Origin of the sequence: Halobiforma lacisalsi AJ5, assembly GCF_000226975.2 — an archaeon.
Classification (GTDB): domain Archaea; phylum Halobacteriota; class Halobacteria; order Halobacteriales; family Natrialbaceae; genus Natronobacterium; species Natronobacterium lacisalsi.
This window is the reverse complement of sequence record NZ_CP019285.1, coordinates 2,990,028-3,016,776: the sequence shown is the minus strand read 5'-3', so window position 1 is coordinate 3,016,776 and position 26,749 is coordinate 2,990,028. Positions and strand designations below refer to the sequence as shown.

Annotated in this window: 22 protein-coding genes and 2 tRNA genes; 11 read left to right on the top strand and 13 right to left on the bottom strand. The window is 66.5% G+C overall.

Going from position 1 to position 26,749, the window contains the following annotated elements:
• The first annotated feature begins 111 nt into the window (after positions 1–111).
• The 3 genes from CHINAEXTREME_RS14680 (at position 112) to CHINAEXTREME_RS14670 (ending at position 4,621) form a co-directional block, all read left to right on the top strand.
• A complete protein-coding gene (locus CHINAEXTREME_RS14680) occupies positions 112–1,041 on the top strand; it encodes an HhH-GPD family protein (protein ID WP_007143822.1) in 930 nt (309 codons plus the stop codon).
• A gap of 132 nt (positions 1,042–1,173) precedes the next feature.
• On the top strand, positions 1,174–3,945 hold the full coding sequence (locus tag CHINAEXTREME_RS14675; RefSeq protein WP_029601744.1) for a type IV pilin N-terminal domain-containing protein: 2,772 nt from the start codon (positions 1,174–1,176) through the stop codon (positions 3,943–3,945).
• 82 nt (positions 3,946–4,027) lie between these two features.
• Positions 4,028–4,621 (top strand): NADPH-dependent FMN reductase, encoded by a 594-nt coding sequence (locus CHINAEXTREME_RS14670; protein WP_007143824.1) that lies wholly within the window; start codon positions 4,028–4,030, stop codon positions 4,619–4,621.
• A 24-nt stretch (positions 4,622–4,645) separates the two neighbouring features.
• Here the strand turns inward: CHINAEXTREME_RS14670 and CHINAEXTREME_RS14665 are convergent, their stop codons facing one another.
• Positions 4,646–5,308 (bottom strand): hypothetical protein, encoded by a 663-nt coding sequence (locus CHINAEXTREME_RS14665; RefSeq protein ID WP_007143825.1) that lies wholly within the window; start codon positions 5,306–5,308, stop codon positions 4,646–4,648.
• 377 nt (positions 5,309–5,685) lie between these two features.
• Between CHINAEXTREME_RS14665 and CHINAEXTREME_RS14660 the strand changes: the two genes are divergently transcribed.
• Positions 5,686–6,297, top strand: a complete 612-nt coding sequence (locus CHINAEXTREME_RS14660; RefSeq protein WP_007143826.1) for a hypothetical protein — start codon at positions 5,686–5,688, stop codon at positions 6,295–6,297.
• 164 nt (positions 6,298–6,461) lie between these two features.
• Complete coding sequence (locus tag CHINAEXTREME_RS14655) at positions 6,462–7,664, top strand: DNA-methyltransferase (RefSeq protein WP_007143827.1); 1,203 nt, start codon at positions 6,462–6,464, stop codon at positions 7,662–7,664.
• Positions 7,665–7,703: 39 nt separating this feature from the next.
• Here the strand turns inward: CHINAEXTREME_RS14655 and CHINAEXTREME_RS14650 are convergent, their stop codons facing one another.
• Positions 7,704–8,873 (bottom strand): DUF7115 domain-containing protein, encoded by a 1,170-nt coding sequence (locus tag CHINAEXTREME_RS14650; RefSeq protein ID WP_007143828.1) that lies wholly within the window; start codon positions 8,871–8,873, stop codon positions 7,704–7,706.
• A 102-nt stretch (positions 8,874–8,975) separates the two neighbouring features.
• On the opposite strand from CHINAEXTREME_RS14650, the gene CHINAEXTREME_RS14645 reads away from it, so the two are divergent.
• Positions 8,976–9,126: transfer RNA gene (locus tag CHINAEXTREME_RS14645), tRNA-Met, on the top strand.
• 191 nt (positions 9,127–9,317) lie between these two features.
• Here the strand turns inward: CHINAEXTREME_RS14645 and ggt are convergent.
• Both ggt and CHINAEXTREME_RS14635 read right to left on the bottom strand, forming a co-directional pair.
• Positions 9,318–10,997 carry a gamma-glutamyltransferase gene (gene ggt / locus CHINAEXTREME_RS14640; RefSeq protein WP_007143829.1) on the bottom strand — a complete coding sequence of 560 codons (1,680 nt, stop codon included), beginning with the start codon at positions 10,995–10,997 and terminating at the stop codon, positions 9,318–9,320.
• A 73-nt stretch (positions 10,998–11,070) separates the two neighbouring features.
• Complete coding sequence (locus CHINAEXTREME_RS14635) at positions 11,071–11,535, bottom strand: DUF5830 family protein (protein ID WP_007143830.1); 465 nt, start codon at positions 11,533–11,535, stop codon at positions 11,071–11,073.
• Between the two features lie 115 nt (positions 11,536–11,650).
• On the opposite strand from CHINAEXTREME_RS14635, the gene CHINAEXTREME_RS14630 reads away from it, so the two are divergent.
• Positions 11,651–12,436 (top strand): TVP38/TMEM64 family protein, encoded by a 786-nt coding sequence (locus CHINAEXTREME_RS14630; protein WP_007143831.1) that lies wholly within the window; start codon positions 11,651–11,653, stop codon positions 12,434–12,436.
• Positions 12,437–12,441: 5 nt separating this feature from the next.
• Here CHINAEXTREME_RS14630 and CHINAEXTREME_RS14625 read toward each other — a convergent pair whose 3' ends face one another.
• The 4 genes from CHINAEXTREME_RS14625 to CHINAEXTREME_RS14610 all read right to left on the bottom strand — a co-directional run bounded on the left by CHINAEXTREME_RS14625 (position 12,442) and on the right by CHINAEXTREME_RS14610 (position 17,433).
• Positions 12,442–13,143 carry a hypothetical protein gene (locus tag CHINAEXTREME_RS14625; protein ID WP_007143832.1) on the bottom strand — a complete coding sequence of 234 codons (702 nt, stop codon included), beginning with the start codon at positions 13,141–13,143 and terminating at the stop codon, positions 12,442–12,444.
• 6 nt (positions 13,144–13,149) lie between these two features.
• Entirely contained in the window at positions 13,150–13,860 is a 711-nt protein-coding gene (locus CHINAEXTREME_RS14620) for an RAD55 family ATPase (protein WP_007143833.1), read from the bottom strand.
• An 88-nt stretch (positions 13,861–13,948) separates the two neighbouring features.
• Entirely contained in the window at positions 13,949–14,116 is a 168-nt protein-coding gene (locus tag CHINAEXTREME_RS14615) for an HVO_2523 family zinc finger protein (protein ID WP_169317741.1), read from the bottom strand.
• A 182-nt stretch (positions 14,117–14,298) separates the two neighbouring features.
• Complete coding sequence (locus CHINAEXTREME_RS14610; protein ID WP_007143835.1) at positions 14,299–17,433, bottom strand: adenosylcobalamin-dependent ribonucleoside-diphosphate reductase; 3,135 nt, start codon at positions 17,431–17,433, stop codon at positions 14,299–14,301.
• Positions 17,434–17,837: 404 nt separating this feature from the next.
• On the opposite strand from CHINAEXTREME_RS14610, the gene CHINAEXTREME_RS14605 reads away from it, so the two are divergent.
• Positions 17,838–18,026 (top strand): hypothetical protein, encoded by a 189-nt coding sequence (locus tag CHINAEXTREME_RS14605; RefSeq protein ID WP_007143836.1) that lies wholly within the window; start codon positions 17,838–17,840, stop codon positions 18,024–18,026.
• A 46-nt stretch (positions 18,027–18,072) separates the two neighbouring features.
• Here the strand turns inward: CHINAEXTREME_RS14605 and trpG are convergent, their stop codons facing one another.
• Genes trpG through trpD form a run of 4 tightly spaced genes read right to left on the bottom strand, consistent with a single transcriptional unit; the run spans position 18,073 to position 22,160 of the window.
• Positions 18,073–18,711, bottom strand: coding sequence for an anthranilate synthase component II (trpG, locus tag CHINAEXTREME_RS14600; RefSeq protein ID WP_007143837.1), 639 nt, complete (start codon positions 18,709–18,711; stop codon positions 18,073–18,075).
• A complete protein-coding gene (trpE, locus tag CHINAEXTREME_RS14595; RefSeq protein ID WP_007143838.1) occupies positions 18,708–20,438 on the bottom strand; it encodes an anthranilate synthase component I in 1,731 nt (576 codons plus the stop codon). The genes trpG and trpE overlap by 4 nt, the downstream gene beginning before the upstream one ends.
• A 1-nt stretch (position 20,439) precedes the next feature.
• A complete protein-coding gene (locus CHINAEXTREME_RS14590) occupies positions 20,440–21,129 on the bottom strand; it encodes a phosphoribosylanthranilate isomerase (protein WP_007143839.1) in 690 nt (229 codons plus the stop codon).
• Positions 21,126–22,160, bottom strand: coding sequence for an anthranilate phosphoribosyltransferase (gene trpD, locus CHINAEXTREME_RS14585; RefSeq protein ID WP_007143840.1), 1,035 nt, complete (start codon positions 22,158–22,160; stop codon positions 21,126–21,128). The genes CHINAEXTREME_RS14590 and trpD overlap by 4 nt, the downstream gene beginning before the upstream one ends.
• 184 nt (positions 22,161–22,344) lie before the next feature.
• On the opposite strand from trpD, the gene CHINAEXTREME_RS14580 reads away from it, so the two are divergent.
• The 3 genes from CHINAEXTREME_RS14580 to CHINAEXTREME_RS14570 all read left to right on the top strand — a co-directional run bounded on the left by CHINAEXTREME_RS14580 (position 22,345) and on the right by CHINAEXTREME_RS14570 (position 25,364).
• Positions 22,345–22,419 (top strand) — tRNA-Val (locus tag CHINAEXTREME_RS14580).
• A gap of 193 nt (positions 22,420–22,612) precedes the next feature.
• On the top strand, positions 22,613–22,912 hold the full coding sequence (locus CHINAEXTREME_RS14575; protein ID WP_007143841.1) for a GYD domain-containing protein: 300 nt from the start codon (positions 22,613–22,615) through the stop codon (positions 22,910–22,912).
• Positions 22,913–23,009: 97 nt separating this feature from the next.
• Positions 23,010–25,364, top strand: coding sequence for a bacterio-opsin activator domain-containing protein (locus CHINAEXTREME_RS14570; protein ID WP_238593295.1), 2,355 nt, complete (start codon positions 23,010–23,012; stop codon positions 25,362–25,364).
• 60 nt (positions 25,365–25,424) lie between these two features.
• Here the strand turns inward: CHINAEXTREME_RS14570 and CHINAEXTREME_RS14565 are convergent, their stop codons facing one another.
• Positions 25,425–26,678, bottom strand: a complete 1,254-nt coding sequence (locus tag CHINAEXTREME_RS14565) for a plastocyanin/azurin family copper-binding protein (RefSeq protein ID WP_238593294.1) — start codon at positions 26,676–26,678, stop codon at positions 25,425–25,427.
• Positions 26,679–26,749 lie beyond the last annotated feature (71 nt).

Here is a 26,749-nt window from a genome sequence, read left to right as displayed (position 1 = left end):
ATCGAACGGTTCCGGCGGCTTAGGACTGTGGCTCTCCGTCGGGGTTTGCCACCGGTTTTGCGGGCGGGACGGACCATCACCCCTAAACCCGCGCCATCCTAACTTCCGGCGATGACCGACACGGAGTCGCCGCCGGAGCCGTCGTTCCCCGACGACCTCGAGGCCGTCCGGACGGCGCTGATCGAGTGGTACGAGGACGACCACCGCGACTTCCCGTGGCGACGCACCGACGATCCATACGCGATCCTCGTCAGCGAGGTGATGAGCCAGCAGACCCAGCTCGGCCGGGTGGTCGAGGCCTGGGAAGCCTTCCTCGAGCGCTGGCCGACGACGGCCGAACTGGCGGCCGCCGACAGGGCCGACGTCGTGGGCTTCTGGACGGACCACAGCCTCGGCTACAACAACCGCGCGAAGTATCTCCACGAAGCCGCCGCCCAGATAGAAGCCGAGTACGGCGGCGAGTTCCCCGAGACGCCCGCCGAACTGCAGGAACTGATGGGCGTCGGCCCCTACACCGCGAACGCGGTCGCGAGTTTCGCGTTCAACAACGGGGACGCGGTCGTCGACACGAACGTCAAACGGGTCCTTTATCGGGCGTTCGACGTTCCGGACGACGATTCGGTCTTCGAGGACGCCGCGAACGACCTCATGCCCGCGGGGCGGTCGCGGGTCTGGAACAACGGCATCATGGAACTGGGCGGCGTCGCCTGCGGGCAGACGCCCCGGTGTGACGAGGCCGGCTGTCCCTGGCGGGAGTGGTGTTCGGCCTACGAAACCGGCGACTTCACCGCGCCCGACGTCCCCACCCAGCCCAGTTTCGAGGGGAGCCGCCGCCAGTTCCGCGGACGGATCATCTCGACGCTCAAGGAGTACAACGAACTCGAGTTGGATCGACTCGGGCCGCGTATCCGGGTCGACTACGCACCCGACGGCGAGTACGGCCGGGAGTGGCTCGAGGGACTCCTCGCAGATCTCGCAGACGAAGAACTCGTCGAACTCGATCGAGACGGCGAGTCGGTGGTCGCGCGTCTGCGCCGCTAACGGTCGATATCGCTTCCGGACGTCGGCTCGGTCCGTCTCGTCGAGTGTGTGATTACCTCTCGTGAAATATCGGTAAAATATACGTTTTAGCTTTCCAATGGATTGAAGGGGAAAGGTACGGAACGGATCGGTATGCGAAGACGTGAAATGATCGTCGGCAGCGGTACCGTCGCAGCGATCGCCCTCTCCGGGTACACCGGCGCAGCGACGGACGCCGACGACGATCGGCCCTCCCTCCCGTCCGATCTCGAGTCCGTACTCGAACTGGTCCCCGGCGAATCGGCCCTCGACGCGAACTACCGACACGTCGTCTACTCGCGAGTGGACGACGCCGGTTCCACTCCCCTCTATCTGGGCGGACACGAGGTGCTCGAGGAACTGGATATCGACGCCGACGCAGTCGCCGAGCTGGTCGTGGTCGTCACCGACGACGAGACGCGACTCAGCGTCGTCGCTGGCGAGTTCGACGCGCCCGACGTCGGCGACGACGCGGACCTCGACGGCTGGACGGTCGGTGAGGTCGACGACGAACCGGTCGCGGCCGCCGAAGGCGCGCTCGTGGTCGCGACCGGCGACGACGGCGACGAAATCGTCGACGCTGCCCTCGAGGCCGCCGACGACGAGGACACCGAGACGATCCTCGCCGATCCCGAGACGGCCAGCACCACGTTCGATCACCTCGAGTCGAAGTCGTACGTCACCTTCGTCCCGGACGTCTCCGAGGTACCCCACAACGAGTTCGACGGCGACGTCGTCGAGGCGTTCGGCGTGGGTCTCGAGACCGCGCCGATGGCTCGCGAGGACGACAGCGACACCCTCGAAAACGACTACGTCCTTCACCTCGATCCCGACGCCGGAGCCCACGTCGACGACGAGTGGATCGTCGACCGAGTCGAGTCGATCGAGCGGAACGAAATCCTCGAGACGTCGATCGATCGGTCGGACGACGTGGTCTACGTCCAGGCGGTGGTCGAGCAACCCCCGGAACGCGACCGCGAGGCTGCACCCGATGCGCGCGTTCGGGCTCGCTCGAACGCCGACGAAGGCGTCGTGACGTTCGAACACGTCGGCGGGGAGCCGATCGAGACCGACTCGCTCGAGGTCTGGCGCGACGGCGACCTCGCCGACGACCAGCTCGCCGACGAGTATGCCACGTTCACGGAGGGAGATACCTTCGAACTCGAGACCGGTCCGCTCGCGGACGTCGGACTGCGCTGGTTCGACGAGGAAGCGGACGTCTACTACTACTACGATACGACTGTCGTCGGCGCGGAGTCGTTCGACGGGCAGTACGACCCCGACGAGGAGACGGTCGAGTTCACCTACACCGGCGGCCTCGAGGTCGATTCCGACCTCGTCGAGCTCGTCCACCGGAGCGACGACGACGGCTCGTACGATCTGGATCGGGGTGATCTCGACGTCGACGGACCGCTTGTCGACGGCGAGACGATCACGGTCGACGGCGTCACCCTTGGTGACCGCGTCTCCCTGGAGCTGTCGGTACCGGCCAATCCGAACCGTGGCCAGCGATCGCTGTCGTCCGTCAGAGTTCGTCCGCCCAGAATGCACCTCTCGCGGCGCGAGGAAACCGTCGTCGCGAGGTACTGGGGCGACATCGACCGCGACGCCGACGAGTTCCGCGTGCTGGTCGAGGACGAACCCGCGGACGTCCAGTTCAGCGACGTGACCGACACGCTGTCGGAACACGACCGGGTCGAACTCGGCGAGCTGGACCACGGAACACACGTCGCCGTCGAGTGGCTCGAGCCGGACGACCCCGTCGTCGTCACGGAACGGGTCCTCCGCCCCTACGCACGCATCGACATGGATTACGACGACAGTGCGGGGACAGTTACGGCCGACTACGAGGAGGGCGACGAGATCGATGCCGACGACCTCGAGCTTCGGATCGCCGACGAGCCGGCGCCCGTCCAGCCGGCGGACGAGTACGAGACGTTCGCGCCCGGCGACGACCTCACGGTCGAGGCCGATCCCTTCGCGACGGTCGAACTCGTGTGGGAGGGCGGAGACGACACCGAGTACGGGCTCGGCCGTGTCACCGTCGGCCGGCGCGCGTTCGACGCCGAGTACGACCCCGATACCGACGAGGTCGAGATCGTCTACACCGGCGAACAGCCGGCCGACCCGTCGAATCTGACCGTCAGCCAGCGCGGCAGCAGGTCGTCCGGCGACGACGAGGACCTGTTCGCCCAGGAGTACGACAGCCTGACCGACGGCGACAGTATCGTCCTCGAGGACGTCGAAATCGACGACAGGATTTCGGTCATGCTGGTCCAGGAAGGGGAGAACTACTCGTCCCGGAGCTCGATCTTCCGGTTCACCCCGGAGCCACGCTGGGCGTTTTCCGTCGAGGACCGTGGGAGCGAGGACGGGGACGGAGACGAGGACGGACTCGTCGCCGTCTACCACGAACGAACGACTCGAGACGCGGACAACTTCGAGATCCTCGTCGACGGCGAACCCGCCGACGTCCAGCCGTCGGATCGACACGACACGCTGACGGCGGAGGACGAGATCGAACTCGGTGAGTTCGAGGCCGGAACCGAACTGAGCTTCCGCTGGGTCGTGCCGGACGAGCCCCGCGAGGTCCGCAACCACGTGGTCGTCCCGGACGCCGAATTCGAGGTCGACTACGACGCGGACGACGACGAGATCACCGTCGAACACGCCGGCGGTGACGGGATCGATGCGGCCGACCTGGCCGTGATCGTCGAGCCCCTCAGTCCCGAGCCGACCGACTGGGACGGCGACGGCACGGTCTCCGAGGGCGATTCCACGACCGTCGACGTCGACGACCTCGACTCGCGTCGCGATCGGGACCCGGCCGCAGTCGGGATCCTGTTCCGCGATCACCACCTCACGCACGTACGGATCGACGACTGACGGACGACCACCGATCGGCCGTCGACCCCGGCTTCAGCGTTCAGCCACCAACGACTTCCACCCGGCCGTCGTCGACAGTCGTATGGCAAACGTTCGCATTGCCGGCGTCTGTGGGAGCCTCCGGGACGACAGCACGACGCGGATCGCCCTCGAGCGTGCGCTCGAGGCGGCAGCGCGTACGGGTTCGGACACGACGACTGAACTGGTCGACCTCCGGGAGCACGACCTCCCGACGTTCGACGCCGACCGGGACCGCTCGGCGGCCGGCGACGCCGACACGCTCGCCGCTCGGATCCGGGCTGCCGACGCCGTTCTGCTCGGTTCGCCGATGTACCACGGCTCGTACTCGTCGCCGCTCAAGACCGCACTCGATTACTGTGGCTTCGACGAGTTCCAGGGGAAGACCGTCGGCCTGCTCGCCGTCTCGGGCGGTGCCTTTCCGGTGGCGGCGCTCGAGCATCTGCGCTCGGTCTGTCGGGCGCTCAACGCCTGGGTAATCCCCCACGAGGCGGCGGTCCCGCGATCCGGGTCGGCCTTCGAGGACGGGGCGTTCGTCGACCCCGATCTCGAGGAGCGGGTCGCGACGCTTGGCGTGCGCGCAGTCCAGTACGCGACGATCGAGCCGGATCCGGATTCCTTCGAGAGCGACCAGAACGTCGGGGCCGAAGGGAAGTGACGGGGTGACGATCGGCGAATCGGCTCAGAACCGCTCGCCGTCGTAGCTAAGTAGCCGCTGGAACCGCTGTTTGTGTGCGAGAAACGCGGCGAAGGCGAACAGGACGAGACCGACGTGGATCGCCTCGATCCGGATCACGAACGTCGTCACCCCAAGCGAGATCGGTGGCGAGACGAGCGTCCACTCGGTGACCCGTCCCGAGGCGAGCAAGGCGGCCGCGCCGACGGCGAGGGCGACCGCTGGGGCGAGGGTCGCGGGCGACACGAGACCGCGGCCGCCTCGAACGCGGAACGCACGTCGTTCGAACGCGAACTGGACGACGAGCAAGCCGACGAGTCCAGCGGTCGCGGCGACGATGCCGGTGATCCCGCCGACGGTGTCGGCGACGAGCAGCCAGAGGACCCAGCTCGCGGTCCAGGCGACGGCCGCTCCGAGGCGTCGCGGGTGAAGGAAATCCCCGAGTTGGCTGACGGTCGCCTCGAAGAGGCTCGTCCGGAGGAGCGCCCCACAGAAGAGGATCCCGAGCCCGGCAAGCGCCGTCGACGTCGTTTTCGACCCCACGAGCAGCCAGAACCAGAGCCCGACGGCGACCGTCTCCAGGGCGGCAGCCGAAAGCGCCGCGGTCGTCCCGACGACCCGTCGCCGGGTCGCTCGACCGAGAACGCCGGGCTGGCGAATGACGCTCATACCCGTTCTTCCACCGCTACCCGTTTCGTTATGCGAGACATTACCAGGATTTGAACGCGGCATCGAGGCCCTTGATACGCGGGTAACGATCGATTTCCCTCGCCGATCGAGGCATCGCACGCTCGAGGCGATCGTCCGGTGGCACTGTGGGTCGGGTTCGACGAACGGTCGGCGACGGCCGGCATGATCCGTTTGTGGTGTCCGTACAGCGTTCCCGTACTCGGTGTAGACCGTTCCTGGCCGTGGATACGGTCGACGAATCCCGGCTGGTAATACGATCTTACCGACGGTAAGACGCTTTTAACGCCGTTCGTTCCTCCACGAACAAGTAGAAACGTTGAACAGGATTATGTGCCGGGAAGTGGTCGACCCGAATTATGCCGGAAACGGAACAACAGGACAAGACGCTGTCCGAGGTCGTCGTCAAGGAAGCGGTCGGTAAAGGACTCGACAGCCCGCTGCGGGACTCGATCCTCGAGGCCGTCGAGGAGTCCGAAGGCGGGAGCTCGAGCCGACTCCCGGTTGCGGGGGCGGTTTTCGGACTCGGTGCGGCGCTTGGCTACCTGGCGGGTCGTAGCTCCGAAGATCTGGACCTCTCCGGGCGCTCGCTCGAGGAACTCGAGGGGCTCGAGAGCATCGAAGGGGTCGACATCGAAGAGCCCGAGATCATCGAGGACGTGATGGAGAGCGAAGAGGAGGCCGAGGCGGAACCTGACGGCGACGAACCCAGCGAAGAGGCGGACGAATCGTCGCTGCTCTCGCGGCTCGTTCTCGGTCTCGCATTGCTCGGCGCTGCCGTGTTGCTTCGCCGCCGCCTCTCCGAGGGCGAAGAAGAGGAGTGGGAGCCGATCGAGGAGTTCGAACCGGCGACGGACATCGGGTCCGACGAAGAGGAGGAAGAGGCCGAGGAAGAAGAGCAGGAAGCCGAAGAGGAAGAAGAAGCGATGGAAGGGGACGAGGAAGCCGAATCGGACGAAGCCGAGGAGTAAAACCGCCCCGAGACTCGGGGTCGCTTTTAGCGGGATACACGTTCGCGGTGTTCGGGATTCGGTCACTGTCGAGGAGGAGTCGGCTGTACGTCGTCCGGACTCGACCCGTCGACCGCTCTCGCTGACGAAGGAGCTAAGGGGGCGACGCCGACAGTGTGAAGCCAATGGAGACGACCCATCGAGTGTTCGTCGGCGACGCCCGGGAACTGTCCGGGATCGAGGACGATTCCGTCGAACTCGTCGTCACGTCGCCGCCGTATCCGATGATCGAGATGTGGGACGACCTCTTCGCCGAGCTCGATCCTGCGGTCGGCGACGCGCTCGAGTCGGGCGACGGCCGTCGGGCCTTCGAGGCGATGCACGCGCAACTCGATCGGGTCTGGGACGAACTCGAGCGGGTGCTGGTCGACGGCGGCATCGTCTGTGTCAACGTCGGCGACGCGACGCGCACGCTCGACGACAGTTTCCGGGTCTACCCCAACCACGCCCGCGTGCTCGAGGCCTTCGAGTCCCGCGGATTCGATCCGCTCCCGGACGTCCTCTGGCGAAAACCGGCCAACAGCGCCGCGAAGTTCATGGGCAGCGGCACCCTCCCGCCGAACGCCTACGTCACCCTCGAGCACGAATACGTGCTGATCTTCCGAAACGGCGAGGCGAAACGCGGCTTCGAGCCGAAGGCCGACCGGCGCTACGAGGCGGCGTACTTCTGGGAGGAGCGCAACCGCTGGTTCTCGGACGTCTGGACGGAGGTCAGGGGCGAACTGCAGGACCTCGACTTCGGCGACGACGATGGCGACCTTCGGGACCGCTCGGCGGCGTTCCCGCTCGAGATCCCCTACCGGCTGATCTGCATGTACTCGGCCTACGGCGACACCGTGCTCGACCCCTTCTGGGGGACGGGGACGACGACGCTGGCGGCGATGTGCGCCGGGCGACACTCCGCAGGGTACGAACTCGAGCCGGAGTTCCTCGAGGTCTTCGAGGACCGGATCGGGGACGTCCCGGAACTCTCGCGGGCGGTCGGGCGGGCGCGGCTGGAGCGCCACCGCGAGTTCGTCGAGGAACGCCGCGAAGCCGGGAAGGGCTTCGAGTACGAGGCGGAGTACTACGACACACCCGTGGTGACGAAGATGGAACGCGGGCTCCGGTTACGCGAGGTCGTCGGTGTCGACCAGGACCCGCTCGAGGGCGTAAGTGAACGAATCGATTCTGAAGAGGGGACGGCGGCCGAACCCTCCGAGACCGGAACCGGAACCGGAACCGGAACCCGTGGTAATTCGGACTGGACGTCCGGAACCGGCTACCGGGTCGAACACGCGCCGCTCTCGGTAGAGGACCGAATCGACACGGAGACGGCTCGCAACTGAACGTCCGTCCCGTTACTGCTCGTCGCGGCTGGGGCCGAACTATCGGCCCTGCCGAAGCTCCTCGATCAACTGCTCGATCGTCCCCTGTTGTTGCTCGATGAGGTCGCTCTGGCGTTCGACGGCGGTCTCGAGGGCTTCGATGCGCTCGAGCAGTTCCGGATCCGTCCGTGGCTCGGGTTCGTCGGCGGTTTCGGTAGACGTATCGGCCGTCTCGAAGACGTCGCCGGTCTCGATGGGCTCCGGTTCGTCGGTCGACGGTCGGGACCCGGCGTCGTTCTCCGCCGAACCGATCGACCCGGCCGTCGACTCCGTAGCGGTCTCCTGGGCGGTACTGCGGCTCTGAGGCGTGCTCGAGTCGGCGGCGCCGATGGCCCCGTTCGAGTTCGACCCCTGGCCGGAGCCGTCGACGGGCTGGCCCTGGCCCTGTGCGGCGCCGTTTACGTCCGCGTCGACGGTCTCTCGGTCGTCGGGCTCGGGCGGATCCGCGTCGAGCGGATCGACGCCGTCGCCGAAGTCCATCGAGGAACTGCCGGCGCTGGCGCTGGCGCTCGCGGAGTCGTCGTCCTCTTGGCCGCCGACCGTCTCGTTGAGTTCCTCGAGCGAGGAGACGTCGTGGTAGTCGAACAAGGCCCGCTTGAGTCGCTCGCGGAGATCGTTGGCCTCGTCGTTGGGGGCCTTGATCCGCTGGGGCCGTCCGTCGACGGTGAGGACGATCTGGGTTGCGACGCTGCCGTCCTCGAACGCCAAATTGGTCACGTCCGAGAAGTGGTACTCCTCGTAATCCTCGTCCCAGACTGCCTCGCCGATGTGTTTGACCAGCCGCTCGCTGGTGACGATCAGCGTGAGTTCGCTGAATCGGTAGGTCTGGACGACCGTCTCGCCGGGGTCGGTGATGTCGTTGCCGTTGAGCACGCCGGCAAGCACCGGGTGGAGAACGGCGTCGGTCTTGCCCGAGGGGATCGCGAACTCCCGGGAGCCCTCGAGGGGATACTCGAGGGTGAACTTGGTCTTGCGTCGGCCCTCAGAGAGGGTGAGCCGTTCGGCTTCGTGGCCGTACTCGTCGACAGATTCGTCGCTCAGGAGACCGTCCGCGCGATAGACGAGCGTGCTGGAGGAAGTAACGAAGAGTTCGTCGTCGCCGCCGAGAGAAACTCGTGCCGCGATCTCCTCGCCATCGAGAGCAGACTGTACGATGCCGGGAACGTTCATGCAGCGGTTTTCGTAAGGGCCTGTGATAAATCCGTGGGTCCCCGTTGCACGACGATTCCGAATGAGAAGGTTAAAGAGAAAGACCGCACTACGGGAGAGTGAGCCCGGGTGGCTTAGCTGGACATAGCGCCGCACTCATAGGGTTCAGAGATTCGGTGCGGTTCGCCTTGGAAGCCTCCGTGTCCCCACGAGGACCGCCGAGCCTCGGACCTGGGACATGCGGAGATCGAGGGTTCGGAGCCCTCCCCGGGCACTTTTACGACAGTCACGTTCGAACTGGAGTCTCGACGCCGTTCCGAGATGGAGGTCCGTCGAGTCGTCGTCGCGCGTTCTCCGTTCTCGAGGATCTCGAGGGTCTCGAGCGGCCTCGAGTGGTCGAGAGCGTACCCGTCGGACGGACCCTCGAGCGATCGATTCGGTTCCGGTCGTGGCCCTTCCGGGCGATCAGAACCCGATCGCGACGCCGTCCTTCCGGGGTTCGGTCGCGCCGGCGAGCGTGTCGCCCTTCCGACGAACTAGCTGTGCTCCGCCGAACATCACGGGCGGGAGGACGCCGACGTCGTGGCCCTTCCGTGCCAGTTTCGACTTCGCCGGGAGCCGCTCCTCGACGCCGATCGTCCCGTCCTCGCGGTAGCGCCAGCGCGGCGCGTCCAGCGCCGCCTGCGGGTTCATCCCGTAGTCGACCAGGTTCGAGACGACCTGGAGGTGGCCCTGGGGCTGCATGTAACCGCCCATGACGCCGAAGGCCATCCAGTCGTCCTCGTCGAGCTTCGCGACCGCCGGAACCAGAGTGTGAAACGGGCGCTTGCCGGGCTCTAAGCTGTTGGGATGGTCGGGATCGAGCGAGAACGACGCGCCGCGGTTCTGCAGGGCGATGCCCGTGTCGCCGGCGACGAGTCCGCTCCCGAAGCCGGCGAACCGGGAGTTGATGTAGGAAACCAGATTGCCTTCCTCGTCGCCAACGGTCAGCAGGACGGTGTCGGCGTCCTCGGCGTTGGCGTTCGGGACGCCGACCTCCGGGTTCGAGATGGGCGAATTCCCGATCGCGGACGCGCGCTCGCGGGAGTACTCCTTCGACGCCAGCGGCGGGATCTCCTCGAACTCGGGGTCGGTGACGTAGTGGTGGCCGTCGACGAACGCCAGCTTCATTGCCTCCGCGAAGGCGTGGATCCGCTCGGCCGAGTCGTAGTCGTGCTCGCCCGCGCCGATCTCCTCGGCGATGTTCAGCGCCTCGAGGGCGAGCAGTCCCTGGTTGTTCGGCGGGAGTTCGTAGACTTCGGTCCCGTTGTAGGTCGTGCTGACGGGGTCGACGAACTCGGGTTCGAAGTCGGCCAGGTCCTCGTGGCGAATGAACCCGCCGGCGGACTGGATCTCCTCGACGATCGCGTCCGCGATCTCGCCCTCGTAGACGACGTCGGCGCCCCGCTCGGCGATCTTGCGGAGCGACTCGCCGAGTCGGGGCAGCGTGACGGTCTGTCCGGGATCGGGACTGTCGCCGTCGAAGAGGTACGCCTCGCGGGCGTGTTCGTCGGTGAACAGGTCCTCGGCACCGCTCCAGTGGTGGGCGATGACCTCCGAGACGGGATAGCCTTCCGTCGCGTAGCCGATTGCGGGCTCGAGCACGTCGGCGAGGGACTTTCGACCCAGTTCCTCGACGGTCGTCTCCCAGCCGCGAGCGGTACCGGGAACGGTGACCGCGTGCGGGCCGAGGAACGGCATCTCGAGGTCGTCGGCCTCGTCGTCGCTGTCGACGGCGTAGCCGCGGGATTCGGGGTAGTACGCCTCGAGTTCGTCTTCGTCGGCCTCCTCGAGTGTCCCGCGAACGTTCTCGATGGTGGCGTCTTCGGGCGCGTAGCCACAGGAACGCATCGCGCCGACCTCGCCGTCGGCGGTGCGATAGAGCGCGAAGACGTCGCCGCCAAGCCCCGTGGAGGTGGGTTCGACGACGTTGAGCGCGGCCGCGGTGGCGACGGCGGCGTCGAAGGCGTTGCCACCGTCCCGGAGGATCGAGAGCCCGGCTTCGGCGGCCAGCGGCTGGCTCGTCGCGACCATGCCGCGGTTGCCGTAGACGGTCGAGCGTCTAGAATCGAAGCGATCGAGATCGATGGAACCGAAGTCGGTCATGCGGTATCCGTGTGAGAGAGGACGACACCCAAAACTCTGGTGGGTTCGTTCGACTGCGGGCCCGACGGTGGACTCACTCCCGGCCCGTCACCTTTCGAATGCACGAGGACCCGAAGGGACCGAGTTCGCCCGCCTCGAGGTCGACGAAATAGCCGGTTGAGAGCCCGGACCCGCAGCGCCGGCAGGTGAACTCGCCCTCCTTGGTGATGACGTCGCGATCGAAGCTGACGTACTGGCGGCTCTTCGGGCGAACGATCCCGTCCTCGCGGTCGATGATCCCGCGGAGTTCGGCCTCGTCGAGGATCGTCCGAGTGGCGGTCGGATCGGTCGTGACGGTCTCGATCCGGTCGACCGCCTCGGGCAGGGGCAACGACTCGTGCTCGAGTCGCGCGAGGAGGGCGAGCCCGAGTTCGACCCGGTCGTCGGGGTGACGGTGGCGATGGCGGTCGTCCCCCTCGGGGTCGTCGTCGGTCCGTCCCGCTCCGGCCGTCGTGTCCGGTTCCCTCGCCGTCGCCGGTTCGTCGCCCTCGTCGGCCATCGCCGGAGACGTCGGCCCGGAGCGACTACTCTCTTTCGAGGTCCGGAGACGACACTGGGCGTTCGACGGAGACACAAAAGCTTCGGTCCTCGAGTCGAAATCCGCGGTCGAATCGATGTCGCCGTCCCTGCCGTCGCCGCCCTCGCTGCGATCCTCGTCAGGATCCATCCGTACGCTCCTCGGCGCGCTGACCGTCGGGGCACTCGTTCTCGCGGGGCTGGCAGTCTCTCCCGGCGACGTCCTGGGGGGACTCGAGTCGCTGGCGGCCGATCCGTACCGCTTCGGGCTCGTCGTGGGTGGGCTCTACCTCGCCCGGCCGGCGCTGGCCTGGCCGACGACCCCGCTCGCGGTCGTCGTCGGCTACGGCTACGGGATCGCAGTCGGCGTCCCGATCGCGCTCCTCGGAGTGGTCGCGACCGTTCTCCCGGTCTTCCTCGCCGTTCGTCGGTTCCGTTCTGGGGAAGCTGAGGAGGCTGACTCCCGCTCCGAGTGTACTGGCGACGCCGATCGGTCGAAACCCCTGCTCGAGCGGGCCGGTGCCGTCGCGGACCGATACTACGGGGCCACAGGACAGTTTCGGGGGGTGACCGCCTCGCGGCTGGCTCCGATTCCGTCGGACATAGCGACCGCCGCAGCGGCAGCGAGCGGCGTTCGACTCCGTCACTTCGTGGCCGGAACGGTCGCGGGCGAACTCCCGTGGACTGTCGCTGCGGTGGTCGTGGGCGCGTCGGCCGCGACCGTCACGACGGACGGCCTCGGTGATCTCGGCCTCGCGCTGTCCGTCGCCTGTGGCCTCGGCGCTGTGCTGTTACTTGCCGGGCCGGCGTACCGGGCGCTTCGCGGTCGGTTCGCTGTAGAATCGGCCGATTCGCGCTCGAGTCGGCCGTCGCAGTCCGATTAGGCCGGTCAGCGATCCGGCCGGTCGGGATTGTCGGCCTCCTCGTCACCGTGGCTCGAGTCCGGTTCCCAGGGGCCTGCATCGCCGATTTCGTCGTCGGGTCCGGGGTTCGCGTCGTCCGCGTCCCCGTCACCGCCGGCATTGCCGTCTTCGGCTTCGGCACCGGTCCCGGTCCCGTTCCCGGTCCCGTTTCCATCGTCGAACCGTCGGCGACGGTCGTCGCTCGGGGAGTGGCCGAACGGGCTCCGGTCGCCGTCTTTCCCCCGGTTCCCGGGGTCGGAGCCGCGGTCGCCCCCGCCGTCGCGCTCGAGAAAACTCGGTCGGCGGACCCGGTCCCGGCTGTCGACCTGATAGCGGGCGATGTCGATACCCTCGAGGGGGTCGGGCAGATCCATCGTCTCGTCCAGGTCGACCCCGTCGGGCTGGGCGTCGGGATCGATCGTGGTCTTCTCTTCGACGAGTTCCTCCCAGACGTGGGTCTCGCCGTCGGCGGTCGGCTTCAGGTTGCCCGCCTTCTCACGCCCCTTCTGGTATGCGATTTCCACGAAACTCCGGTCGTAAGCGGTGTCGATCTCATCGCTGAGTCGCTCCAGTTCGCCGGGAAACTCCTCGCCCAGTTCCTTGGCGACCCCGAGCGCGAACGCCCGCCGGACGATCCGGTCCCGGTCGTCGATCGTCTCCCAGTCGGTACCGAAAGTGCGCTCGTACATCGGGGATCAGGACTGGATCTTTTCGTTCGGCTTGACGCGCAGTCCCCGATCGGTGAACTCGGCCTCCCTGATGTCGCAGTCGATCTGGGTGCCGCGCATCTTGATGATCTGGACGCCCCTGGTCATCCCGCCGGACTCGAGGTAGTTGTGCATGAACACGACCCCGTGGGCGAGGTAGTGACCGTCCGAGTAGGAGGTCGGATCGGTCATCTCCGAGATCAGGAGGACGGTCGCGTCCGAACGCTTGAGCTTCGTCAGGAAGGTGACGAGCTCGTCGACGTCGTCCGAGAAGTAGTACTCGAGCAGCATCGTCGAGTCGATGACGAGCCGGTCGACGCCTTTCGACTCGACGAACGAGACCAGTTTGTTCGAGAGGTTCTCGACGCTGCCGGGCGAGTCGGCGCCCGTCCGCGACGACGAGGAGAACAGCCGCTTTGCCTCCGCGTCGAAGACGTCGAGGAACTTCATCTGGCTCGAGGAGATCGCCTGCTCGAAGCCGAACTCGAAGTTCGACATGTCGGTGACGAGTTCCTCCTTGGACTCGTGCATGCTCAGGTACAGTGCCGTCTCACCCTCGAAGACGCCCTTGGTGAGAAACTGCGAACAGAAGGTCGTCTTGCCGCTTCCCGGCGGTCCGCTGACGATGTACAGCCGGTCTTCCAGGAGCCCGCCGTCGACTAGCTCGTCGAACCCCGGTACGCCCGTAGGTATTCGCATCGTTGGATGCAGGGTGATTCTGGGCTAAATAGGTTCCGGCGAGTGACTGTCGCCGGAGACGACGGGTCGCTCGAGCGGGGGCCAGACCTCACCAGAAGGTGTCCGCACAGTCGTAGACGACGCCGTGCTGAGGACAGACGTACTTGCAATGGCGCTTGAAGAGTGGGCGCTCGCAGTGTGGACAGGGGCGGCCGCCGTGGTCTCGTTCGGCCTCGTGGTCGGGGTCGCCGACGCCGTCGCCGTCGCCATCGCTCATCTCGTCGTACACCTCGCTCTCGACTGTGCTAAGTGTTCGGAACCGCGCTCGAGCGAAGTGGCGTTGAGGACGCCTGCCGATCGATGCTGCCGGCGCTCCGGGCGACCGTCGCGCTGCTCGGATCTCGGATCGCAGTGGAGAGGAGAACGGAGAGTGAGAGGTGAGGTAAAACTACCCGCTACTTAACACTCGCTCCAGCCACACGACTCGCAGGTCTTGCAGCCTTCGGAGTAGTACAGCGACAGCGAGCCACAGTCGGGACACTCGGGGGACTCGCCGGCGTCGATGAGGTCCTGCGTCGCGTCGGTGTCGGTGTCGGTATCGCTACCGGCGGTCTCGGCCGCCGCGGCGCCGCCGTCGGTCTGCGGGCCGTCGTACTCGGCTGCCCCCGCGTCGGCCGACTCCTCGAGCGTCTGCTGGGTCGGGTACGGCTTGTCGATCTCGTCCTCGAGGTAGCGACGCATCGCGGTGCCGATGGCGTCGGGGATCGACTGGATCTGTTCGCCCTTGTCCCAGGCGACTTTCGGCGAGCGCGTCCCACAGAGTTCGTCGACGATCTCCTCGGGGTCGACGCCCGAGCGCAGCGAGGTCGAGATGACCTTCGCCAGCGCCTCGGTGAAGGAGTTGGTAAAGCCGCCCGAGTGGCCGATGTTCGCGAACAGTTCGAACGGCTGGCCGGTCTCGGGATCCTCGTTGATCGTCACGTAGACCTTGCCGTAGCCGGTGTCGATGCGCTGGCTGACGCCCTGCAGGGCGTCGGGCCGCTCGCGCTTCTGGGTGAAGTCGACCTCGATGGGTTTGACGTCACTGTCGTCCGTCGCGATCGTCGGGACCTCGTCCTCGAGCAGTTCCTGGACGTCCTCGTTCTCGAGGAACGCCTCGAGGCCGCCGAAGATCTCGTCGATCTGCTCGACCAGCGCCTCGGCGGCTTCGGTCTCGTCGGCGAAGTCGGTGTTGTCGGCGCGGGTCGTCAGCACCTGCTTCGAGCGGGTGCCGTCGCGGTAGTAGGTGACGCCCTTGCCGCCGTGTTCGTAGATGTACTCGAAGACGTCCTTGGCGTCCTCGAGCGTCGAGTCGTTGGGCGCGTTGACAGTCTTCGAGATGGCGGAGTCGACGCCCTCCTGGCAGGCGACCTGCACGCCGGCGTGTTCCTTCGCGGAGAGGTCGCCGGTCGTGACGAACAGTTCGCCGATGGCGTCGGGCACCGTCGAGAGCCCCTCGACGCCGTTGAACTGGTTGGTCGCCATCTGCTCTTTGGCCTCCTCCTTGACCGCGTCGACGTCGATGTCGTTGTCCTCCAGTACACGGAGGAAGTAGTCGTCGAACTCGACTAACATCTCGTCGCCCTGGACGTCGTCGGAGACGTTCTTGTAGTAGGCGACGTTGTAGATCGGCTCACAGCCGCCGGTGGTGTTGCCGACCATGCTCGTCGTGCCCGTCGGCGCGATGGTCGTCGTGTTGTGGTTCCGGATCGGGAACCCGTCCGCCCAGTCGTCGGCGTCGAGGCCGGTCTGGTGCTCGAACCACTCGCGGTACTCGGTCGGGTTCGCGTACTTGGACTTGTCCCACTCCTCGAAACTGCCCCGTTCCTCGGCGAGTTCGTGGGACGTCCACTTCGAGGTGTGGTTGATGTGGGTCATCAGCTGGCGTGCGACCTCGTTGGAGGCCTCGCTGCCGTACTCCATGCCCAGCTGGATATACAGCTGTGCCAGGCCCATGATGCCCAGCCCGATCTTGCGCATCTCCCGGACCTTCTGTTCGATCTTGTCGACCGGGAAGTCCGACATGGTGACGACGTTCTCCAAAAAGCGCGTCCCCATCTCGATGCGGCGGTCGAACTCCTCGAAGTCGACGGCCTCCTCGAGGAAAGCGTCGACGGCGGCCTCGAGGTCGTCGTACTTGTCGCCGTGTTCGTCGTACCAGACGCGCCAGTCGGGCGCTTCGAGGTCGGCGAGCGTCGAGAGGTTGATGTGGCCGAGGTTACAGGCCTCGTACTCCTCTAAGGGCTGTTCGCCACAGGGATTCGTTGCGAGGATACGGTGATCGGGGTGTTTCTCGACGTCGAAGGAGTGTTGCTTGTTGACGCGCTCGAGGTAGATGACACCGGGTTCGCCGTTCTCGTGGGCGCCCTCGACGATGTCGTCCCAGAGTTCCCCGGCCGGCACCGACAGTTCTTCGCCGACCTCGACGTGGTCCCCGAGGCCGAACATCTCGTAGAGTTCCTTCGTCTCCTCGGTCGCAACGTGTGGCTCGCCCGTCCGGGGGTTGGTAAAGGTAAACTCCTCGTCGTTTTTGACCGCGTCCATGAAGTCGTCGGTAATGCCGACGGAGATATTGAAGTTCGAGAGGTGGCCCTCGACGGCGTTCCGGAGGTGCTTGGGGACTTTTCCCTCGTCGTCGATGAGTTCGCGGGCCTCCTCTAAGGCTTCCTGGAAGGAGGTGTGCGTGTAGTCGTCAGGGTCGTTCAGGCGCAGCGTCTCGGCCAGCGAGACGTCCTTGTTCTTGGCGTGGATGAACTGGATGACGTCCGGATGGGAGACGCGCATGACGCCCATCTGGGCGCCGCGTCGCGCGCCACCCTGGGCGATCGTCTCACACATCTGGTCGTACGTGCGCATGAACGTGATCGGACCGCTGGCGATGCCGCCGGTCGAGCCGACCGCGTCGCCGTAGGGTCGAAGCCGCCAGAAGGCATAGCCCATGCCGCCGCCGCTCTGGAAGACCTGTGCGGCCTCCTTGGCGGTCTGGTGGATGTCGTCGATGTCGTCCTCGGGGGAGTCGACGAAACACGCCGAGAGCTGCTGAAGCTCGTCCCCTGCGTTCATCAGGGTCGGCGAGTTCGGCATGAAATCGAGGTTCTCCATCATTCCCTGGAACTCGTCGGCAACCGACTCGACGTGGTCGCGGATCTCGTCGGGGAGTTCGGGAACGACGGTCTCGTAGGCGAACTTGTTGACGTTGTAGATCGAGAGAGTCGCCTCGTCGTCGTCTTCCGCGGTCGTGCCGGCGCCGAAGACCTCCTCGGCGAGTTCGTCCCGCCGCGGGTGGTCGGGCTTGAGCTGATCCGGCGTAACCGTGATCTCGACGTCTCGTTTTTCGGCCTCGAAGACGGCCTCTGCGAGCGCGATGTTCTCCCCGACGCGTTCGAAGAGGTCCTCCTGTTCTTCGATGAGGTCTCCGTCGGCGTCCTTCCGGAGATATCGGGCCGGGAGGATGTTGTGATAGGCGTTACCAGTGAGACGGTCCTCGAGCGTGTCCCCCTCGGTGCGTTTGATCGGGAGGGTAAGCTCCTCCGCGGAGAGTTCGCTTTCGCTCACGCGTGGCTCACCTCGCTGCTATCGGGTCGGCCTGTGTCGATTCTGGCGTCAGTCCGGGTCCTGGCTCTCATCATTCGTGACGAAGGTTCGGTATTCATGCATTCACCATAAAGCTGTCCTAGCTGTCCCATTTTTATTGAACTAATACAATTTATTTTTCACAGACGTCTCTACTGGGTCTGGTTGTCCCCCCGAGACGACCGCGGAAACGGTCGCGTCGACTCCTGTCGGAGGCTACGGGCGCGGAGGCCTTAACGATTTTCAGACCATACTGAAAGTGAAAGCCGTTCCCACGATTTTCGGTCTAGTCGAGAGTTCTACCCGTTCGTTTCGATGACGGTTGCTTGCTCGCGTCTGTCACGATATCCAGAAAGATTACGTCCCTTCGGAACGGGGTGTTGCCTATGTTCGAACCATTTACCGGATCGACGGTCCTCCTCGTGTTGGCCGGGCTGGCGGCCTTCGCGGTCGCCGTCATCGCGATCCGTATCGCGATCAAACTGGCTGTTCGCGTCGGCATCGTCGCCGCGATAGTGCTCGCCGCGCTGTATGCGACCGGGACGCTGGGGATGCTACCCGGCGTTTCGGGATAGACGGACGCGGAGTCGGCAACTCGATCGGGGCACAGTCCCTCTTCTCTTACAGCAGCGTGAGGAAGTTCTCGATCACGTCGTGTCCGACGGCCGTGAGCACGCTCTCCGGGTGGAACTGGACGGCTTCGATCGAGTGCTCGCGGTGGCGTACGCCCATCACGAGCGTCTCCGATCCGTGTTCGGCCGTCGCCGTCACCTCGAAACAGTCCGGCACCGCCGTCGCGACCAGCGAGTGGTATCGGCCGGCCCGGAACCCCTGCTCCAGTCCCCGGAAGACGCCTTCGCCGTCGTGGTCCACCGCGGATGCCTTCCCGTGGATCGGTTCCGGGGCTCGCCCGACGGTCCCGCCGTACTCGTAGACCGCCGCCTCGAGGCCGAGACAGACCCCCAGGGTCGGGACGTCGGGGCTCACCTCCCGGAGGACGTCGGTCGTGACGCCGACGTCACGGTCGTTCTTCGGGTGGCCGGGACCGGGGCTGACGACGATCCCGTCGGGATCGGCTGCGCGCACCTCCTCGAGCGAGGCGGTGTTTTTCAGCACCTCGGTCTCGGTGTTCGGCTGCTGGCTGACGTACTCCACGAGGTTGTAGGTAAAGGAGTCGTAGTTGTCGACGAACAGGACGCGCCGCGTTTCGGCGCGTTCGTCGGCGGGTTCCGTCTCGTCGACCGTCGCGTTCGCCGTCATCGGCTCACCTCCGGGGTCTCGAGCGCATCGGCGGTCTCGGTCGTCGCCTCGACGTCCTCCTCGATCCGCTCGAGCGCGGCGAGGACGCCGCCCATCTTCTTCTCGGTCTCCTCGTACTCGCTTTCGGGGTCGCTGTCGGCCACCAGTCCGGCGCCGGCCTGGACCGTGATGCGATCCCGTTCCCGTTCCCGTTCCCGTTTCTGTCGTCCGTCCGCGTCGGGTAGCGTTACGCCCTCCTCGACCGTCGCAGTCCGGATCACGATCGCGAAATCCGCGTCCCCCGTCCAGGAGAAGTAGCCGACGCCCCCGCCGTACAGCCCGCGGGGTTCGGACTCGAGGTCGTCGATGATCTCCATCGCGCGGATCTTCGGCGCGCCCGAGAGCGTCCCGGCGGGGAACGCGGCACGCGTCGCGTCGAATGCATCCGCGTCCGCGGCGAGTTTTCCCGTCACCGTCGACTCGATGTGCTGGACGTGGCTGTACTTGAGGACGTTCATGAACTCGTCGACCCGGACCGTGCCGGCCTCCGAGACGCGGCGGACGTCGTTGCGCGCCAGGTCGACCAGCATCGTGTGTTCGGCGCGTTCCTTCTCGTCGGCAAGCATCTCGCCGGCGAGCCGGCGATCCTCGACCGGGCTCGTCCCCCGATCACAGGTCCCCGCGATCGGGTTCGACATGACTTCGCGCCCGCGCACGGAGACCAGCGTCTCGGGGCTGGCTCCGACCACGGTGAGGTCGTCGTGCTCGAGCAGGTACATGTACGGCGAGGGGTTGACCTCGCGCATCGCCTCGTAGAACCCCAGCGGATCGACGTCCCCGTACAGCTCCCGCTTCCGGGAGACGACGCCCTGGTAGATGTCGCCGTCGAGGACGTGCTCTTTGGCCGCCCGGACGCTCTCCTCGTAGGCCGCTTTCGACCCCGCGACCTCGTCCTCGCGGACGAACCCGCCGGCGTCCGGCCGCTCGTCACCGACCGCCCGCAGCGTCTCGGCGACTGCGGCCGCCTCCGCGCGGAGTTCGTCGTAGACCTCCTCCGGGTCGTCGTCGGCCTCGAGCACCGGCGTACAGACGAGCGAGACCGTCCCCTCGCGCTCGTCGAACGCGAGCGTCTTCGTCGTCAGGACGAACTGCGCGTCGGGGAACCGGGAGTCCGGCCGCTCGACGCCGACCTCCTCGAGCCAGAGGTCGTAGACCGCGTCGTAGGCGAGAAAGCCGACCAGGCCGCCGGTGAGGTGCTGTCGATCGCGGCCCGGATCGGGCGCGTTCTCGAGTCGTGCGTCCGGCATGGCCGCCCGGAGCGCGTCGACGGTGTCGGCCGAGCCGTCGCCCTCGACCTCGATCGACTCGAGGGGTGCGTCCTCGGTCAGGGCCTCGACGCTCGTTCCCTCCGGTTCGACCGTGACGACTGCCTCGGGATCGTACCCGACGTAGGAGAACCGTGCGTGGCGTTCGGCCCCAGCGGTGCTCGGGCGGAACGCGCCGTCCGGATCGCTCGAGGCAGTCTTTTCCGCGCTCTCCAGCAGGAACGCGTAGGGCGACCGGTCGCGGTCGCTGCCCGGCGTACGCCCGGTCAACGCGGCGTAGGCCGACAGGGGGGTCGTCTCGACCTCGAGGGTGGCGACGGTGCGGACGACGACGGGACGGTTGTCGTCTTCGTTCCCGCCTTCGTCCTCAGAGGCGGCGTACTCCACGAACTCCTCGCGACCCAGATCGAAGTCGACCGACATGCTAGGGCTCGACCCTCCGATCGGCGGTCGCGTTCGCTGCGCGCTCGACGAACGAGCGGACGGCGTCGGCGTCCTTTTTTCCACCTGCAGCCTCGACGCCGCTCGCGACGTCGACCGCGAACGGGTCGACCGTCCGGACGGCTGCGGCGACGTTGTCCGGCTCAAGCCCGCCCGCGAGGATTAGCGGCGACTCGAGGTCCGCGGCCGCTTCTCGGGTCCGATCCCAGTCGTGGGTCTCGCCGGTCCCGCCGCCGCCGTCCTCGTCAGCGGAGTCGACGACCAGGGCGTCGACGACGTCGTCGTAGGTGCTCGCGGCGTCCGGTTCGTCGGCGTCGACCGCGTACAGAACGGACGCGTCGACCCGCGAACGCAGGTAGCCCAGATCACCCGCGGCGAACCCGCCGTGGAGCTGAACCGCGTCGGGTTCGACCGTCTCGACGAGGTCGATCGCGGCTCCGGGATCGTCGGGCATCGTCACGAGTACCGCGGTCACGAACGGCGGGGCCGCATCGACGAGCCGCTTCGCGCGTTCGACCGAGACCTCCCGGGGCGTCTCGACGGGGACGTCACAGACCACTCCGACCGCGTCCGCGCCGGCCTCGACGGCGGTCTCGAGGTCCGGGACGTTCGTCAGCCCGCAGATTTTGGTGCGCGTCCGGGTACGACCGTCGCGCGCCGGCGGCATCGTCATCGGGCCTCCCGCGGTTCCGGTTCCGCGTCCGCTTCCGGGCTCGCCCGCAACTGCTCGAGTTTGGCCGCGGCGTCGCCCGATTCGATTGCCTCGAGCGCGATTTCGGCACCCTCCTCGAGGGTGTCGGCCTCGCCGGCGACGTAGATCGCCGCGCCGGCGTTGGCGAGGATGACGTCGCGTTTCGCGCCGTCGACGGTCCCGTCGACGATCCCCCGCAGGTCGTCGGCGTTCTCCTCGGGGGTGCCGCCGGCGATGTCATCGATGTCGTGTTCCTCGAGGCCGAGATCGGCGGGCTCGAGCGTGTACTCCTCGACGTCCTCGCCGTCGACCTCCGCGACGGTCGTCTCGCCGTGGATCGCGATTTCGTCGGTGCCCGCGCCGTGGACGACCAGCGCGCGCTCGACGTCCATTCGCGCGAGGGCGTCCGCGAGTACGGGGACGAGGTCCGGATCGTAGACGCCGACGACCTGGGCGTCCGCACCCGCGGGGTTGGTCAGCGGGCCGAGCACGTTGAAGATCGTCCGCATACCCAGTTCCTTGCGCGGACCGATCACGGCCTTCATCGCGGGGTGGAAGACGGGCGCAAGCATGAAGCCGATCCCGTCGTCCTCGATCGCCCCTTCGACGGCCGGCGGCTCGGCCTCGACGTCGACGCCCGCGACCTCGAGGACGTCCGCGCTGCCCGACGAGGACGACACCGAGTAGTTCCCGTGTTTCGCGACGGGGACGCCGGCTCCGGCGGCGACGACCGCACTCGTCGTCGAGACGTTGATCGTGTCGTAGTCGTCTCCGCCCGTGCCACAGGTGTCGACCAGCGGCTCGCGGTCCGGCGTGATCGTCCGCGCCGCCTCGCGCATCCCCTCCGCGAAGCCGGCGATCTCGGCTTCGGTCTCGCCTTTCGCTCGGAGCGCGGCGAGCAACGCGCCGATCTGTGCCTCCGTCGCGTCCTCGAACACCGCGCTCGAGGCCGCTCGAGCCTCCGCCTGAGTGAGATCCTCTCCTTCGGTGACGCGTTCGACGTAATCCTGCATAGTGAACACCAATGTACGTAGTTGTCTTGTAATGTCCAAATGAGTACATGGACTTAAGCGTGCCGGTGGAGCCTCCCGTGGTGATCCCTCGCGTACGGCGACCGATTCGAAACCTTCAATTATGGTGGCCGGCAACGAATGAGTGCAGACAACGTGGCGCGACGCGCCACGGAGAAAACCAGGCGGGTTGGTGGTCTAGTCTGGTTATGACACCTCCTTGACATGGAGGAGGTCGGCAGTTCAAATCTGCCCCAACCCACTACTTCTGTCGCGAGTTGATCCGTGAGCGACCGGTTTCCAGAGCCTGGTCGAGTTAACCCGATCACGGTCGAACGAGCGTTCGTCGTTCGTCTCTCCGCTCCGCCTCAGAGGCGGGACTCGAGAACGACGGGATCCCCGCCTAGAGATAGTTTGAGGGGTGTTTTTCGGTCAATATGGACCTAAACGAGCCCATGCCGACCTACATCAGCCTGCTGGAGTACACGGAACAGGGGATCCAGAACATCGACGAGAGTCCGGATCGGCTCGCCAACGCGAGGGAACTGGCCGAATCGATGGACAGTACGGTCGACCAGTTCTATCTGACGTTCGGAGAGTACGACGCCGTGGCCGTCATCGAGGCTCCGGACGACGAAACCGCTGCCCAGCTCGTGCTCACCGTCACGCGAGCGGGGGCAATAAGCAGCGAGACGCTGAAGGCCTTCCCGGAGGACGAGTACCGGGAGGTCATCGAGGGACTGCCCGAACAGTAGCCGCCCCGGTCGATCACGTACCGCCGTGTTGGGAGCTCTCGAGGCCGGGGATCGGCGGGGCTCGGGCATTAAGTTGTTTGCTAGGGGATGTCATACTATGGGTGACGGAGCCGGGGCTATACGGGAGCGGGAGCGAGTGTCGACCGCGTCGACGGACGCGATAGCCATCGTCGACGGCGAACGACACGGGGCAGTCAACGCGGCGTACGCCGATCTATACGGGTTTTCGCGTCCGGACGACCTGGTCGGCGAACCGTGGGATCGCCGTCTCGCGGAGGACGAGCGATCCCGACTGGAACGGGAGATCCTCCCGTCGTGTCGATCAGAGGGGTACTGGCGGGGGACGATCACTGGCCGGCGACGGGACGGAACCACGGTTTCGCACGAACTGTCGATCGCCCGATTGACCGACGATCAGTACGTTTGTACCGCGCGCGAGGCCGCGGGTGAGGAACGGACAGGACGGGACGCGCGAGAGCACACTCGATTGCTCGAGCGCGCGTTCGACGCGGTCGAGGACATCGTTTACGTCTTCGACGAGGACGGTGATGCGGTTCTCTGGAACGCAACGCTCCGCGAGGTGACCGGCTACACGGATTCGGAGATCGCCGGACTCGAGCCGGCGGAACTGATCGCGCCGGAAGAACGCGAACGGGGTTCCGATTCGGGTTCCGGATCCGACGCCGGCGGCTGCCTCGACCAACTCGGCGACCGGCAGGTCGACCTCGTCACGAAAGACGGCGAGCGAGTCCCCCACGAGTTCCGCGGAACGACGTTCGAGGACCGCGAGACGGGCCGGATCTATCGGTGTGGTGTCGCACGCGATGTCACCGACCGGACGGAACGCGAACGGCAACTCCGAACCACCCGACGGTTCAACGAGGAACTGGTCGAGAACGCACCGTTCGGGATGTTCCGCCTCGACGACGAACTGCGGATCACGTACGAGAACCAGCGGGCCGAAGAGATCATCGGCCTCCCCGAGAACGAACAGGAGTCGGAGGCGATCGGCACGGATATTCGTGACCTGCCGTCGATCGCCGAGACCGGGCAGGCCGACCTCTTTACGCGGCTCAAAGACGGCGAGACGATCGAGTTCGAGTTCCCGTTCGAATCCATCTACGGCAAGGAAGCGTACTTCACCGGGCGTGGCGTCCCGCTGTACCGGGACGACGAGTTCGAGGGTGCGATCCTGATGGCCATCGACATCTCGGAGCGCAGACGACGCGAACGGCAACTCGAGCGCCAGCGCGACGAACTCGAGACGCTCAACCGGATCAACGAACTCCTCCTCGAGATCACCCGTGACCTGTTCGCGTCGCCGACGCGGACCGAGATCGAACAGACGGTCTGCGATCGACTGGCCACCTCCGATCTCTACCAGTTCGCCTGGATCGGTGCGCCCGAAACGGGCGGGCAGCGGATCGTTCCCCGTGCCAACGCCGGAATCGACGAAGGGTACGTCGAGACCGTGACGGTCACGACCGCGGGGGAGGAGACCGGGCAGGGGCCGGCCGGCCGCGCCTTCCGAAGCGGCGAGGTCCAGGTGAGCCAGAACATCCGGACCGATCCGACGTTCGAACCGTGGCGTGACGCGGCCCTCGAGCGCGGCGTCGAGTCCGCCGCCGCGGTGCCGCTGGTCCACGGCGACCGGACGTACGGCATCCTGGCCGTCTACGCGACTCGTCCGCTCGCGTTCAGCCGGCGCGAGCAAAGCGGGTTCGAGGTTCTCGGCGAGGCTGTCGGCTTCGCCATCAACGCCATCGAGGAGCACGCGCTCCTGTTTGCGGACACGATCGTCGAACTCGAGTTCGAGGTCACCGACTCCGGGCTGGTGTTCGTCCGGGCGTCCGATCGCCTCGCGTGTGAAATCGACATCACCGGCTACGTCGAGTCGGCGTCGGGGACGTGGAGCGTGTACCTCACCGTCGACGGCGCCGAGCCGGCGGCCGTCCGCGAGGTCGCGACGGCGGATCCGGACGTGGAGCGAGCGCGGGTCGTCGCCGACGAAGGCGAGACCGGACTGCTCGAGTTCGCGATGAACGGCCCGGCGGTCACCGAACTCGCAGAACACGGGGCGATGCTCACCTCGGGATACGCCGACGACGGCCGGGGGCGGTTCTGTATCGAAGCGCCGCAGACGACCGACATCCGACAGCTGTCCGATCGGCTACAGACCGCGTACCCGAAGTCGACGCTGGTCGCCCAGCGGGAATTCGATCGGCCCGTCCAGAAGCCGATCGAGATCCGCCAGTCGATCGCGGACCGACTGACCGACCGACAGCAGGAAGCGCTACAGCGCGCCTACCACGCCGGCTACTTCGAGTGGCCGCGTCGGAGCACTGCGGGCGACATCGCCGACTCGATGGACATCTCCGAGACGACCTTCCACTATCACCTGCGGAACGCGCTCGAGACGCTCGCGACGGCCTTCGTCGGGGAACTACACTAACTCCGCGGGGCGAGTTCACCCACCTCGGCTCGAGGGGCCCGGAAAAATGTTGGTTCGCTCCTAGTCGTCGGAGTCGGTCCTGAGCGGGGTCCCGTCCGGTCGGAGGACCCACCACACGTCGTTGACGCCCTGTCCCTGGACGTCGCCCGGCTCCTCGTCTCGCGAGAAGTAGTACAGGGGCCACCCGTTCGCCGTCACCTGGCGCTCGCCGGTGTCCCGCTCGAACGTCTCGAGGTCTGCGGTCACGCCATCGCCGGCGACCGGCTCCCTGTCGCCGTCGACAGTTAGTGGCGGCCAGGCGTCCGCACAGTCACCGCTACAGGCGCTTTCGCCGGCATTCCGTGTATCCTGGTCGAACATGTAGACCGTCATTCCCTCGGGGCCGACCAGGAGCTCGCCGTAGTCGGGATGGTCGCGGACCCGGACGGTCGGTTCACCCACTTCCGAGGGTGGTCCCTCGGGCGCTTCGATCAGTTCGTAGCCGAGTTCCTCGACGACTGCGCTGAACGGAACCGTACCCGCTCTCTGGATGGTCATCGCGTCCAGCGCGTCCGTTCCGAGGATCCCGGCGGGCATCAGGTTCGGCCACTCGCAGCCCTCGTTTTGCTCGCTCATCTCGTTGAGCCCGGCACTGACGTCCTCCCTGCTTGGCAGGTCCTCGACCGTCCTCGCGTACTCCGGCAGTTCCGCTTCCTCGAGGGTTCCGACGACGACCCGCATCACCATGCCGAAATCGAGGTGGGGAGCGCAGTAGATGTCGTACACTCCCTCGTGGTCGAAGCGGTACAGCCAGGCCGACCCCGGCCCCTGGACGGGCGACGAGAACGGCTCGGCCCCGTCAGGAACCCGCTGGGGCAGTCCGATCTCGGGATGCATGGCGGTGACGGTGTGGTCGGGGCTGGCGAACGTGAACTGCACGACGTCACCGGAATCGACACGAAGCCCGGTGGGGTCGAAGTAGAGGAACGGCGGCTGATCCGGTCCGGGTGGAGCGACGTCCAACGTGATTTCGTGGTCCGGTTCGATGGAGTCCGGAATCGCTGCGGCGTCCCTCGCCGGATAGCCGTACACGGGATGGATCTCCCGGGTCTCGGACGCCGTGTCGGTGCCGTCGCCCTCGTCGGTCCCGTCGTACCCGTCGTCTTCGTGGGATTCGTCGTCTTCGTCCCCTCCAGCAGTCGTGATACCGGCGCCGGCCGCGAGTGCGGTGCCGGCACCGACCGCTTTCAGGAGCGGTCGCCGTTCGAAACCGAGCCGGTCGCCGGTCGGTTCCTCGGTCGATTCGTCCGTTTTCTCCGCGTTCGAGCGTGTCATCGTACCACCGTTTTCGATCGTTGGCAGGTCGTGCCGGACGAATCCCACGCCGATTCAGCCGAGTCCGCATG